Annotated in this window: 11 protein-coding genes; 5 read left to right on the top strand and 6 right to left on the bottom strand. The window is 65.6% G+C overall.

Going from position 1 to position 13,072, the window contains the following annotated elements; genetic code table 11:
• Positions 1-38 precede the first annotated feature (38 nt).
• From A5733_RS22400 to A5733_RS22390, 3 genes are read left to right on the top strand one after another with little or no spacing between them, the layout of a single operon-like run.
• Positions 39-2,339 (top strand): nitric-oxide reductase large subunit, encoded by a 2,301-nt coding sequence (locus A5733_RS22400; protein WP_067770274.1) that lies wholly within the window; start codon positions 39-41, stop codon positions 2,337-2,339.
• The gene (locus A5733_RS22395; RefSeq protein WP_076241706.1) at positions 2,336-2,962 is read left to right on the top strand and encodes a hypothetical protein; all 627 of its coding nucleotides are present in this window, start codon (positions 2,336-2,338) and stop codon (positions 2,960-2,962) included. Before A5733_RS22400 ends, A5733_RS22395 begins: the two co-directional genes overlap by 4 nt.
• Entirely contained in the window at positions 2,959-3,759 is an 801-nt protein-coding gene (locus tag A5733_RS22390) for a slipin family protein (protein ID WP_076241705.1), read from the top strand. The genes A5733_RS22395 and A5733_RS22390 overlap by 4 nt, the downstream gene beginning before the upstream one ends.
• A gap of 3 nt (positions 3,760-3,762) precedes the next feature.
• Here A5733_RS22390 and A5733_RS22385 read toward each other — a convergent pair whose 3' ends face one another.
• Positions 3,763-4,452, bottom strand: a complete 690-nt coding sequence (locus A5733_RS22385) for an ANTAR domain-containing protein (protein ID WP_067770267.1) — start codon at positions 4,450-4,452, stop codon at positions 3,763-3,765.
• Between the two features lie 167 nt (positions 4,453-4,619).
• Positions 4,620-4,961 (bottom strand): ferredoxin, encoded by a 342-nt coding sequence (fdxA, locus tag A5733_RS22380; RefSeq protein WP_076241726.1) that lies wholly within the window; start codon positions 4,959-4,961, stop codon positions 4,620-4,622.
• 58 nt (positions 4,962-5,019) lie between these two features.
• Here fdxA and ctaD point away from each other — a divergent pair, with 58 nt between their 5' ends.
• On the top strand, positions 5,020-6,723 hold the full coding sequence (gene ctaD / locus A5733_RS22375) for a cytochrome c oxidase subunit I (protein WP_076241725.1): 1,704 nt from the start codon (positions 5,020-5,022) through the stop codon (positions 6,721-6,723).
• A 26-nt stretch (positions 6,724-6,749) separates the two neighbouring features.
• On the opposite strand, the gene A5733_RS22370 is transcribed toward ctaD, so the two are convergent.
• Entirely contained in the window at positions 6,750-7,298 is a 549-nt protein-coding gene (locus A5733_RS22370) for a YceI family protein (protein WP_076241704.1), read from the bottom strand.
• Positions 7,299-7,496: 198 nt separating this feature from the next.
• Positions 7,497-10,076: a bifunctional FO biosynthesis protein CofGH gene (locus A5733_RS22365; RefSeq protein WP_076241703.1), complete on the bottom strand. Its 2,580-nt coding sequence runs from the start codon at positions 10,074-10,076 to the stop codon at positions 7,497-7,499.
• 202 nt (positions 10,077-10,278) lie between these two features.
• On the opposite strand from A5733_RS22365, the gene A5733_RS22360 reads away from it, so the two are divergent.
• Positions 10,279-11,601 carry a hypothetical protein gene (locus A5733_RS22360; protein ID WP_142254158.1) on the top strand — a complete coding sequence of 441 codons (1,323 nt, stop codon included), beginning with the start codon at positions 10,279-10,281 and terminating at the stop codon, positions 11,599-11,601.
• 1 nt (position 11,602) lies between these two features.
• Here the strand turns inward: A5733_RS22360 and A5733_RS22355 are convergent, their stop codons facing one another.
• Both A5733_RS22355 and mshB read right to left on the bottom strand, forming a co-directional pair.
• Positions 11,603-12,025, bottom strand: a complete 423-nt coding sequence (locus A5733_RS22355) for a hypothetical protein (RefSeq protein WP_067770257.1) — start codon at positions 12,023-12,025, stop codon at positions 11,603-11,605.
• 83 nt (positions 12,026-12,108) lie between these two features.
• Complete coding sequence (gene mshB / locus A5733_RS22350) at positions 12,109-13,005, bottom strand: N-acetyl-1-D-myo-inositol-2-amino-2-deoxy-alpha-D-glucopyranoside deacetylase (protein WP_067770255.1); 897 nt, start codon at positions 13,003-13,005, stop codon at positions 12,109-12,111.
• Positions 13,006-13,072: the final 67 nt, after the last annotated feature.

The following is a 13,072-nucleotide window of genomic DNA, read 5'->3' as shown; positions in this document are numbered from 1 at the left end:
AGCCCTCGCCCCGCACCTGCCTTGGGGGGAGTCAGCGCATGGCAATCGAACAGTCGACCAAGCAGCCGATGATCGGCAAGGGCTGGGTTCAGGGCGTCGCCCTGGTGATGATCTTCGGATTCTTCGTCATGGGCCTACTGGCCTACCGCACCTACACCGCATCGATGCCGATGCCCGACAAGGTGGTCACCGAGTCGGGCCGAGTGCTGTTCACCGGCGACGAGATCACCCGGGGCCAAGAGCTTTACCAGGCGCGCGGATTGCACGAGTACGGCTCGGTGGTCGGCCACGGCGCCTATCTGGGCCCCGATTACACCGCCGATTACCTACGGCGGGCCACCGATGACGTGGCCGCACAATTAAAAGCGGGCGGCATGGGCGACACCCACGACGCCGTCGTCACCGAATTCCGCACCAACCGCTACAACCCGGACACCCGCACCCTGGTGTTCACCGATCGGCAGGCCGTGGCGTTCGACCGGATCACCCGGCACTACGCGGACTTTTTCGGCGAGAACTCGACGAAATACGGTCTGCTGCCCCGGCTCATCACCGATCCGGCCGAAATCCATGATCTGACCGCGTTCTTCGCCTGGACCGCGTGGGCATCGGCCGCCGAACGGCCCGGCCACAATTACAGCTACACCAACAACTGGCCCAGCGAACCACGCGTCGACAACGGGCCCACCGCCCAGCTCATTGTGTGGTCGACGCTGTCGCTGATCATGTTGCTCGGCGGGACAGGCATCATGTTCGCCGTCTACGGGCGGTGGAGCCAGAAGATCGGCTGGCACAGCGCGGAAGCACCCACGCTGTCGTTCCGTCAGCCCGGCGAGGTATCGCTGACTCCGGCACAGCGCTCGACCATCTGGTTCTTCGCGATCGTGTCGGTGCTGTTCCTCGCCCAAGCCCTGCTCGGCGGCGCCGTTCAGCACTACCGGGCCGACCTGTCGAACTTCTTCGGCCTGGACCTGGCCGCGATCCTGCCCTACAACCTGGCCCGCACCTGGCATCTGCAACTGGCCCTGTTCTGGACCGCCGCGGCGTTCCTGGCCGGGGGAATCTTCTTGACCCCGTTCATCTCCCGTCGTGAACCGCGCCGGCAGCACTGGTTGTCGTACGGTCTGCTCGGCGCCGTCGTGGTCGTGGTCGTCGGCTCACTGATCTCCGAGGCGCTGTCCATCTACGGGATCATCCCGTCGGGCACGCTGTTCTCCCAGCAATGGGAGTATCTGGACCTGCCGCGGCTGTGGCAGATCCTGCTGATCGTCGGCATGTTCCTGTGGATCGCGATCATCTGGCGCGGCATGCGGGCCCGTCTCAAAGACGAATCGAAGCTGAACATGCCGTGGGTGTTCTTCTTCTCGGGCTTGGCGATCCCGATGTTCTACGCCGTGGGGCTGCTCGCCGGCAGCGACACCCACCTGACCGTGGCCGACTTCTGGCGGTTCTGGGTCGTGCACCTGTGGGTGGAGGACTTCCTCGAACTGTTCACCACGGTGATGGTGGCCTACATCTTCGTGATGCTCGGCGTCGTGAGCCAACGCATCGCACTCGGCGTGATCTTCCTCGACGTGATCCTGTACTCGGCCGGCGGCGTCATCGGCACCATGCACCACCTGTATTTCTCCGGAACCCCGGTCGAGCACATGGCACTCGGCGCGTTCTTCTCCGCGGCCGAGGTGATCCCGTTGACGTTCCTGACCGTCGAGGCCTGGGCATTCCTGCAACTGGGATCGCGGCAGACCACCGGCGACTCCAAACCGTTCCCGCACCGGTGGGCGGTGATGTTCCTGGTGGCGGTGGGCTTCTGGAATTTCGTCGGGGCCGGCATCTTCGGCTTCCTGATCAACCTGCCGATCGTGTCGTACTACCAGATCGGCACCGCGCTGACCGCCAATCACGGCCACGCCGCCATGATGGGCGTCTACGGCATGCTCGCCGTCGGGTTGGCCATGTTCGCCTTCCGGTATGTCATCCCCGCGGACAAATGGCCTGAGAAGTGGGCCCGAGTATCGTTCTGGGGCCTCAACATCGGGTTGGCATGGATGGTGTTCGCCAGCCTGTTGCCGCTTGGCGTGCTGCAGCTGTATCACTCGGTCAACGAGGGCTACTTCGAGGCGCGGTCGCTGGGCTACATCGCGCAACCCGGTAACTCGGTGCTGGAATGGCTGCGCTTCCCCGGCGACGTCATCTTCATCATCGGCGGAGTGCTGCCCTTCGTCTGGATCGCGTGGCAGGCACTGCGGCACTTCAAGTCCGGTCCCACCACCGACGAGATCCCCGAGAATCCGCTGTACACCGAGGTGAGCCCGACCCCCGCCACGGAGTCGTCATGACTCCTCCGACCACCGCGGCATGGCTCATGGCGGGGTACGCCCTGGCATTGGTTGCCGTGGCCTGGGGGTTCGACGTGATGGCTCGACGGGCTTCGATGCGCGCAGCCCGTTGGCGCACCGGCAATTTCACCTACCACGCCGATCACGATGCCTGGTTGTGTCCGCAGGACCAGTGGTTGTGGCCGACGTCGTTCGACCCGGGCAATCGGGTGATGCGCTATCGGGCGAAACCCTCGGTGTGCAATGCCTGCCCGGTGAAGTCCACCTGCACCAGCTCCGAGCAGGGACGCGAGATGACGCGGGAGATCGACCCCTGGCCATACTCCGAGGCCGGGCAATTCCACCGCGGGATTGCCTGTGCGGTTGCGGGTTTGGCGCTGGTCATGCTGGTGGCGATGCTGATCGGCCAGCACGGCGCCGGTGACGTGGTGGTGCTGACGGTGACGGCGCTGATCGTCGTCGGCGCCGCAGTGCCGCTGGCCCGTCATCTCTGGGCGAGCCCGGCCAACGCCCCTGACCACCTGCCCCACCGCACCGGTGAACAGGACATCACAGCCGTCAGCGCCGATCGCTACTCCACCCGGTGGGGCGGCGGCTGGTCTGACCGGAAGGAGATTCCATGACCGCATTGTGGCTCTTCCTCGTCGCGGCAGGTCTGATCGTGGTGGGAGTGCTGGTCGTCACGTCGGTGAAAGTGCTGCGCGAGTACGAGCGTGGTGTGGTCTTCCGCATGGGCCGCGCCCGCCCGCTGTACGGGCCGGGCCTGGTGGTGCTGCTGCCGTTGGCCGACCGGATGGTGCGCGTCGATCAACGCGTGGTCACGCTGACCATCCCGCCGCAAGAGGTCATCACCCGTGACAATGTGCCGGCACGGGTCAACGCCGTGGTGATGTTCCAGGTCACCGATCCGCTGAAAGCCATTCTGGCCGTGGAGAACTACGCGGTGGCCACCTCCCAGATCGCCCAGACCACGCTGCGGTCACTGCTCGGCCGTGCCGATCTCGACACTCTGCTGGCACACCGCGAGGACCTCAACGTCGACCTGCGGGCCATCATCGAAACCCAGAGCGCACGGTGGGGTGTCGAGGTGCGAGTCGTCGAGATCAAGGATGTCGAGATCCCCGAGTCGATGCAGCGCGCCATGGCCCGCGAGGCCGAGGCCGAGCGCGAACGCCGGGCCAAGGTGATCAACGCGCGCGGTGAACTGCAGGCCTCAGACGAGTTGCGGCAGGCCGCCGAAACCCTGTCCAAGAATCCGGCGTCACTCCAGCTCAGATACCTGCAGACCCTGCTCGAACTCGGTGCTGACCAGAATTCGACGGTGGTGTTCCCACTGCCGGTCGACATCATCACGCCGTTCCTGAAGAACCCGACCCTGGGCGACGCACTCGCCAACGGGCTGGCCAGACACCAGGATTGAGCGCTACCGCTCACTGCGCGTGTCGATGACCTGCTGGGCCACGTCGATCAGCTTGGTGTTGCTGTCCTGCGACAGCCGCCTCAACATCTCGAATGCCTGCACATCGTCGACGTGGTAGCGCTCCATGATGATTCCCTTGGCCTGGCCGATGCGATCACGCGTCGATAACGCCGAGGTCAGCTGTTCGGTGTGCCTGCTGGCCAACAGAGCCGCAGCGGCGTGCGCAGCCAGAACCGTGCCGACGGTCTCGGCTTCGGTGTCCCACACCCTGGGCTGGAACCCGAACAGGTTCAGCGCCCCCGCGGTCTTTTCCGCGGTATAGAGCTTGTACGACATTCCGCTGAGCACGCCGATCTCCACGGCGGCCTTCGAATAGCTCGGCCAGCGCGTTTCTTCGCGGAAGTCGTCGGTGCACACCACCAGGTCGTCGAGCGCCGCCTGCACACACGGCCCCTCCTGGAACATCATCTGCAGTTCGTCGAGCTTGCTCGGCAGGTCGCTGGTACCCGCGATCGATTCGAATTTGCCACCGCCGCCGATGAGCAGGATGCCCGCGGTGTCCACCCCACGGATCAGTTCGGTCGCCGCTTCGGTGACATCGGCGAGAATCTGCTCGACCGTGCGCGGGGCCGCCACAGTGCGTGCAAGCTCTGCCATGCGGACGGCCAATTCGTGACGCGGTAGCTCTGTCATCGCCCTATGGTTCCCATTTACGTCCCCGACCACACGTTTATCGCGCGCGAGGACGGGCAACCGGGTCCAGTAGGTGACAGCAGCGGCCGGCCACTGCTGTCATCCAGGTCTCGTCGGTTCAGACATCGAGCCGGCGGGGCCACCTTGGTCGGCCCGTCAAAAGTCCGTCATTGCTGCGGCGGCAGGCTGGCGACCAAGGGTGCGTCGGCGTCCACGGGCCCCAGCTTGGCCGCCCCGCCAGGTGAGCCCAGCGGCGCGTCCCGGCCGGGCAGCGTCTCCGCGAAGAACGCCGCGTTGTCGTCCTGGTAGGGCACCAGGTCGTCGGGCAGGTCGTCTTCGTAGTAGATGGCCTCCACCGGGCAGACCGGTTCACAGGCCCCGCAGTCCACGCATTCGTCGGGGTGGATATAGAGCGCTCGCGCGCCCTCGTAGATGCAGTCGACCGGGCATTCCTCGACGCATGCGCGGTCCATGACATCTACACATGGCTTGCCGATTACGTACGTCATGGCCCATAGTTTATCCAAGAACAGTTTGTAAAAACTGGTGGAGGCGCACATGAGCCCGATGACCAGAGCGGAGAACCGCCCGACGGCCACACTTGCCACGCTGACCGCCACGCGGCCCTTCCCGGCACGGATGGGACCCCCGGGCAACCTTGTCTACAAGCTGATCACCACCACCGATCACAAGCTGATCGGCATGATGTACATGGTCGCCTGCTACGTGTTCTTCTTCACCGGCGGACTGATGGCACTGTTCATGCGCTCCGAACTCGCCGAGCCAGGTCTGCAATTTCTGTCCAACGAGCAGTACAACCAACTGTTCACCATGCACGGCACGGTGATGCTGCTGTTCTATGCCACCCCGATCGTGTTCGGTTTCGCCAACCTCGTGCTCCCCCTGCAGATCGGCGCGCCGGATGTGGCCTTCCCGCGGCTCAACGCCCTGTCGTTCTGGCTGTTCGTCTTCGGTGCGCTGATCGCCCTCTCCGGCTTCATCACCCCAAGCGGCGCTGCCGATTTCGGTTGGACGGGCTATGCGCCGCTCAGCGAGGCCATCCACTCGCCGGGTGCCGGCGGCGATCTGTGGATCATGGGTCTGGCGGTGGCCGGTCTGGGCACAATCCTCGGGGCGGTCAACATGATCACCACCGTGGTCTGCATGCGCGCCCCAGGCATGGTGATGTTCCGGATGCCGATCTTCACGTGGAACATCCTGGTCACCAGCGTTTTGGTGTTGATGGTGTTCCCGCTGCTGACCGCAGCCCTGTTCGGCCTTGCCGCTGACCGCCATCTCGGCGCCCACATCTACGACCCCGCCAACGGCGGAGCGATCCTCTGGCAGCACCTGTTCTGGTTCTTCGGCCATCCCGAGGTCTACGTCGTGGCACTGCCGTTCTTCGGCATCGTCACCGAGATCATCCCGGTGTTTGCCCGCAAACCGCTGTTCGGCTACACCACCCTCGTGTATGCGACGATCAGCATCGCCGCCTTGTCGATGGCGGTGTGGGCACATCACATGTTCGCCACGGGAGCCGTTCTGCTGCCGTTCTTTTCGCTGATGTCCTACTTCATCGCGGTGCCGACCGGAATCAAGTTCTTCAATTGGATCGGCACCATGTGGAAGGGGCAGTTGACGTTTGAGACGCCGATGCTGTTCTCGGTGGGTTTCATGGTGACGTTCCTCCTCGGCGGGCTATCGGGTGTGATGCTGGCCAGCCCCCCGATCGATTTCCACGTCACCGACACGTACTTCCTCATCGCGCACTTCCACTACGTGCTGTTCGGCACGATCGTGTTCGCCTCGTTCGGCGGGGTGTACTTCTGGTTCCCGAAGATGACCGGACGACTGCTCGACGAACGTCTCGGAAAGGTGCATTTCTGGTTGACGTTCATCGGTTTTCACACCACATTCCTGGTGCAGCATTGGCTGGGAAACGAAGGCATGCCGCGCCGCTACGCCGACTATCTACCCAGCGACGGCTTCACCACCCTCAATGTGGTGTCCAGCATCGGCGCGTTCATCCTCGGCGTTTCGATGTTGCCGTTCGTGTGGAACGTGTTCAAGAGCTGGCGCTACGGTGAGCCGGTTGTCGTCGACGATCCGTGGGGGTACGGCAACTCCTTGGAGTGGGCGACCAGTTGCCCACCGCCACGGCACAACTTCACCGAACTGCCCCGCATCCGTTCCGAGCGGCCGGCTTTCGAGCTGCACTACCCGCATATGGTGAAACGGATGCGAGCCGAGTCACACATCGGTCGACATTGAGCCAACGAGCCCGTGTGCCCGCCAGGTCAGGCCTGCTTGAGCGCCTCGATGTCGAGGGTGATGGTCACCTTGTCGCCGACGACGGCACCGCCGGTCTCCAACGGCATGTCGATGTCGATGCCGAAATCCTTGCGGTTCAACACAACAGAGGCCTCGAACCCGGCGACGGCGCCGTGACCCATGCCGGGGTTCACGCCGTTGTACTGGAGTTTGAGCGATACCGGTTTGGTCACGCCCTTGAGGGTGAAGTCGCCGTCGACGATGTAGTCGTCGCCGTCGGGACGCACGCCGGTCGAGACAAAAGTCGCGGTGGGATGGTTCTCGACGTCGAAGAAGTCGGCGGACCGCACATGTGCGTCACGTTGCTCGTTGCGCGTGTTGACGGAGTTGACGTCGATGGTGGCGCTGACGGCTGCAGTCCCGTCGTCGGCGACGGTGATCGCGCCGCTGAACGACTCGAAACTGCCGCGGACCTTGCTCACCATCAGATGCCGCACCGAAAAGTTGATCGACGAATGAACCGGGTCGATGGTCCAGGTGCCTGCGGTCAGGTCGGTGGCTACTGCTGCGGTCATAATGCCTCCTTGGTTGTGCGGCGCGGTCGTTCCGGCGCCCTCGTCTACCAATAAGCGGACCATGGTCCGATTTAATTCCCGCAGCGTTGTCCGCGCACACCCACGCCCGACGAGTGCGACGAAAATGCCGACAAAATACGGCGTGGCGGGCAGCAGACACGCACGCTCGCGGGGCAAGAGGGACCCCGCGGGGTGGGGTCAGGCAGCCAGAGGTGAGTAATCGGTGGTGCGTTGACGGGCGGGGCGGCCGATGCCTTCGGCGATCGCGACCAGCTCGGCCACGGTCTTGGCCGAGCCGTTCTCCGAGCCGGCCATCCGCGAGATGGTCTCCTCCATCAACGTCCCGCCCAGATCGTTGGCACCGCCGCGCAGCATCACCTGGGTGCGCTCCACGCCGAGCTTGACCCACGACGTCTGGATGTGAGAGATCCTGCCGTGCAACATGATCCGAGCCAGCGCATGCACGGCCCGGTTGTCGCGGTGGGTCGGGCCCGGCCGCGCCCCACCGGCCAGATACAGCGGCGAGGACTGGTGCACGAACGGCAGCGGGACAAACTCGGTGAACCCACCCGTGCGGTCCTGGATCGACCGCAGCACGTTGAGATGCCCGACCCAGTGTTTGGGGGTGTCGACGTGGCCGTACATCATCGTCGACGACGATCGCAGCCCCACCTCGTGCGCGGTCGTCACCACGTTGATCCACTCCGAGGTCGGCAGCTTGCCCTTGGTGAGTACCCAGCGGACCTCGTCGTCGAGGATCTCGGCGGCCGTGCCGGGAATGGTGTCCAGGCCCGCCTCTCGCAGCGAGGTCAGCCACTCCCGCACCGACAGCCCGCTGCGGGTCACGCCGTTGGCGATCTCCATCGGCGAGAAGGCGTGCACGTGCATCGACGGCACCCGGGCCTTGACCGCGCGCACCAGATCGGCATAACCGGTGACCGGCAGCTCCGGGTCGATGCCGCCCTGCATGCAGACCTCGGTCGCCCCGGCGACGTGTGCCTCCCAGGCTCGGTCGGCAACTTCGTCGGTGGACAGCGAATAGGCGTCGGCGTCACCTTTTCGTTGGGCGAACGCGCAGAACCGGCACCCGGTGTAGCAGATGTTGGTGAAGTTGATGTTGCGGTTGACGACGAACGTCACGTCATCGCCGACCACGTCGCGGCGCAGCGAATCAGCCAGCGCGGTAACGGCTTCCAACGCCGGGCCGTCCGCGGTGGCCAGCGCGAGGTACTCGTCGTCACTGCAGCCGCCCGGATCGCGCTCGGCGGATCGCAGGGCGGCCAGCACATCGGTGTCGATGCGTTCGGGGGCGCGGGCGGCCAGCTCGTGCACCTTGGCGCGGATCGACTCCCAATCGCCGAACGCGCTGTCGAGGTCACTGCGGGTCTCGGTGAGCCGGCCCTCGGAGTCGATCGCGGCATGCAGATCGATGCGGCCCAACGATTCGGAGGCCTCGTCGGGCTCCTGCCACGGCCGCCCCACCGGGTTGACGTCGAGGGCGAATCCGGTGTCGGGGTCGGCCAGCGCGTCGACATGCCCACGCACCCGCGGATCGATCCAGGCCGCACCGGCCTGCACATACTGCGGTTGGGCGGTGAGCCGCTGCACCAGGTCGTACCCGGCCTCGGCGGTGACGTCGGCCAGATCGTCCAACGCGGGCCAGGGGCGTTCGGGGTTGACGTGATCGGGGGTCAGCGGGGACACCCCACCCCAGTCGTCGACCCCGGCGCCGATCAGCGCCAGGCATTCGTCACGGGACACCAGGTTCGGTGGGGCCTGGATCCGCATCTTGGGCCCGAGCACCAAGCGCGTCACCGCGATCGTCGCCAGGAAATCGTCGATCCCGGCATCCGGCGTCGAGGCCATCGCCGTGTGGTCCTTGGCCCGGAAGTTCTGCACGATGACTTCCTGGACATGACCGAACTCTTTGTGGGACTTGCGGATCGCGTGCATCGTCTCGGCACGTTCGGTCAGCGTCTCGCCGATACCCACCAGCAGACCCGTGGTGAACGGAATCGACAACCGGCCGGCATCATCCAACGTGCGCAGCCGCACCGCCGGATCCTTGTCCGGGCTGCCGTAGTGCGCCTCGCCCTTGACCTCGAACAGGCGCCGCGACGTGGTCTCCAGCATCATGCCCATCGACGGTGCGACCGGCTTGAGGCGAGACAGCTCCGACCAGCTCATCACGCCGGGGTTCAGGTGCGGCAAGAGGCCGGTCTCCTCCAACACCCGAATCGCCATCGCCCGCACATAATCCAGCGTGGAGTCATAGCCACGCTCGTCGAGCCACTGCCGAGCCTCGTCCCAACGCGCCTCCGGCCGGTCCCCCAGGGTGAAAAGCGCCTCCTTGCAACCCAACTCCGCGCCGCGCCGGGCCACGTCGAGAATCTCGTCGGGCTCCATGTACATGCCCACGCCCTGCGCCCGCAGCTTTCCGGGCACGGTGACAAAGGTGCAGTAATGGCAGGTGTCGCGGCACAAATGCGTCACCGGGATGAACACCTTGCGCGAGTAACTCACCGGCAACCGCCCCGTGGCGCCGCGGCGGCCGGCCGATTCCAAGCCGGCGTCACGCACCCGGGCCGCACTGGCGCACAGATCGGCCAGATCCTCACCACGGGCCGTCATCGCGATGGCGGCCTCGTCGACGTTGAGGGTCACGCCGTCGCGGGCGCGGCGCAGCACGCGCCGCAGGGCCCCTGATGTAGGCGCTGCAGACTTCGGTGGGACGGCCGGGGTGGGCAGATCGGCGCCGTGCTGGGGGTTCAGAGCCACTCCCGTGTAACCCCGTCGGTGTGCACAATCATCCACGCGTCTCACATTCTGAAACCAATGCGCCCGCCATATCGGCCACAGTAGACCCAGGCCATCAGGCGAGTGCGGGGCCCTTCCGGGACACAGACTCTAAAGGAGCAACGAACAGGTTGGCGACCAAGTAAGTTGTTTCCATCGGGAAGGGGAGCCGAGGGGAGCCGCGATGCCCATATCCGTCCGTTCGTATCTGGTTGCGGGAGCCGCCGCGGCCACCGCGACAGCCATTGCTGTGACCCCGATTCACGTCGCTCCGGCCGATATCGCCGTCCCCGCTCACCCCACCTCCACGCAGCCCCAGCTGTCCCAAGCCATGATCGATCTGCTCGCCGCGGCAAGCCGGATGACCGCCGCGGTCACCCCCAAGCCGTCCTCCGGCGGTGCCCCGGCGTTGAGCGTGGCCCCGGCTGCCGGGACGACGCCGGTTACCCCACAGCCCACGGCGATTGCCATCGCGCCCAATCTGGCCAACACGATCGATCAGCTGTACGGGGATATCGAGCCGTGGGTTCAGTACGGCTTCGAGGTGGCGGCCTCCATCCTCGGCTGGGTCCCATGGGTCGGCTGGGTCGCAGGCGGCCTGCTCATGGATGGCTACACATTCGGTGAGTCCCTCGTCGCCAGTGGCGTCTACAACTTCACCGACTGGCTGCGCGGTGACGGCGGGATCGTGACCAACCTCGCCGACTTCGGCGCCGATGCCGTCCTGGCTGTCGCGTGGCTGGGCCTGGATGTGGTGAACACGTTCATTCCGCTCCCGCCGATCCCGTTGCCTCCGCGCCCGCCGTTGCAAGGGCCGTTCCTGGCCAGCACCCTGGCCGCACCGGCGACCACGCTGGCGGGAGCGATCCAGAATCCGCTCGCCTCCCTCACCGACGCGCTCACCAAGGCCGGTGAGGACTTCGCCACCGCGATCAAGAATCTTCCTGGCCGGCTGGCCGAGGGCACCACCGCAGCCGATGAGAATCCGGTCGTCCAAGCCGTCGGGAACGCCGTCGAGGGCACCGAGGAAGCTTCGAAGAAGCTCGCGACCGGCGTGGCCGACACCATCAAGGCCGTTTCCGGCTACGCCGATGCGCAATTCGAACAGGCCACCGACGCCGTGAAGCTCAAGACCGCACAGAAGCACGGTGCCGCCGTCGTGCCAGATGTCGTCAGCCAGTCTCTGCGCGGCGCCGGGCCGGACGCAGCCGTCGACAACACCCAGTCCGAATCGGACACCGTCGTCACAGAGATCGAGCAGACGGGGCCGGACACGCGGCGAGCCCACGTGGTGCGCTCCGGGCGCGATGGTCTCCGCGGCGCCGTCGGCAACACCGCGGCGGACGTGAAAAAGGCCACCGACAGCGTGCGTTCGGCGTTCAAGGCTGCCCGCGACAGGTCGGGCGCGCACCGGGCCGACAGGACCGACACCAACGCGAAGAAGGCCACGTCGGAGCGCGGCAAGTCCAAGACCGCCGGCGGCAAGAAGTCCGGCGACAACAAGTAAGTCAGCGGCGGTGACGCCGGCGCAGCATCGCCACCGCCGGCAAGGCACCGACCACGATGAATATCAGTGAGCTGTAGGCCATCAGCCCGCGACCGGCGAAGATCAGGTCTTCCCCGGGGCCGCCGAATGTCATCAAAACGACGGTGGCCAGCCAGGTCCACAGCGGCAGTGCCGCGATTCGCATGGAATCGGTCCAGTGCATGGCCGCCCACACCAGCGCGGCGTTGAGTGCACCGGAGGCCAGTGCACTAACCGGAAACGGGATCGAGCCGACGTATGACGGCAGCAGTAATGCACCTACGACGGCGGAAATGACGCCGTCAACCGCGAGCAGTGCCAGGACGATGCGACCCAGCACGAGGTCTGAGGGCGGAGTCAGGTCGGAATGCTGTCGAGCAGACCAACCAGCGAACCCACCACCCACTGGAAGTTGTCCGCACGGTCCTGCCAGTGCTGCAGGTTCGGATCCAGATCGGGGTCCATGAATGTCCCTTCGACGCCTCTGATTCAGGAGGAGCTTACCGCGTCCGGTTTCGTCCATTCCAGGTTCAGTCCGGCCAGCAGGTCGGTTTCCCAGCCCTGACCGTTCCGCTCCCCCGCCTCGCCCGAAACAAGCACGTAGTGCTCCTCACCGAGGATCGGCAGGGCGAGTTTGTTGGACAGAGCGAAAGCCTCACCCGTAGTGGCGACGGTGACCTGCGTGGCGTGCGCGCGCATCGCGGCCACCTTGGCCGGCAGCTGCGCGGTGACGTCAACGACGGCGTCGATCCGGTCGTCCGGGTAACCGAACGGAACATCGCCGACGTCGATCCGAATCCAGTCCTCGGGCACATCGTGCAGACCTGTGAGTCCGGCCCGCATGGCCGTGCTGGCCATGACCGTCCAGTAGAACTTCGGAACGGACCAGCCGCTTTCGGCAGCCGCCGCGACCGCCGCCGTGGTGACGCGATGGGCTTGTTTGTGGTCGGGGTGTCCGTAACCGCCGTCGGGGTCGTAGGTGACGACGACGTGCGGACGCAGCTCTTCGATGATCGTCACGAGTTCACCGACGGCCTCGTCCATGTCGGCATCGATGAAACGACGGTGTTTGCGCCCCGGCGTACCTTCCATACCGGAGTCACGCCAGTGGCCCGGGCCGCCGAGGAATCGTGGCGCTTCGAGGCCGAGTGCGCCCAGCGCCTTGGTGAGCTCGCTGATCCGGTACCCGCCGAGTTGGTCGGCGTGGTCGACGGCCAATTGCGCGTACTGGTCGCCGATCACCTCACCCTCTTCCCCGAGGGTGCAGGTCACCACCTGCACATCGGCGCCCAGGGCGGCGTAATGCGCGATTGTGCCGCCGGTGGTGAGGGTTTCGTCATCCGGGTGAGCGTGGACAAAAAGCAGGCGTGGCGCTTCGTTGGGCATCGTGAAGAACGATAGTCGCGTATCGGCGGCCGCCGCGGGACCGGGCGGAAGCCACAACGAAATCCGT

Origin of the sequence: Mycobacterium sp. NS-7484, assembly GCF_001953975.1 — a bacterium.
Taxonomy (GTDB): Bacteria; Actinomycetota; Actinomycetes; order Mycobacteriales; family Mycobacteriaceae; genus Mycobacterium.
The sequence above is the reverse complement of the archived record's forward strand: the minus strand, read 5'-3'. Positions and strand labels throughout refer to the sequence as shown.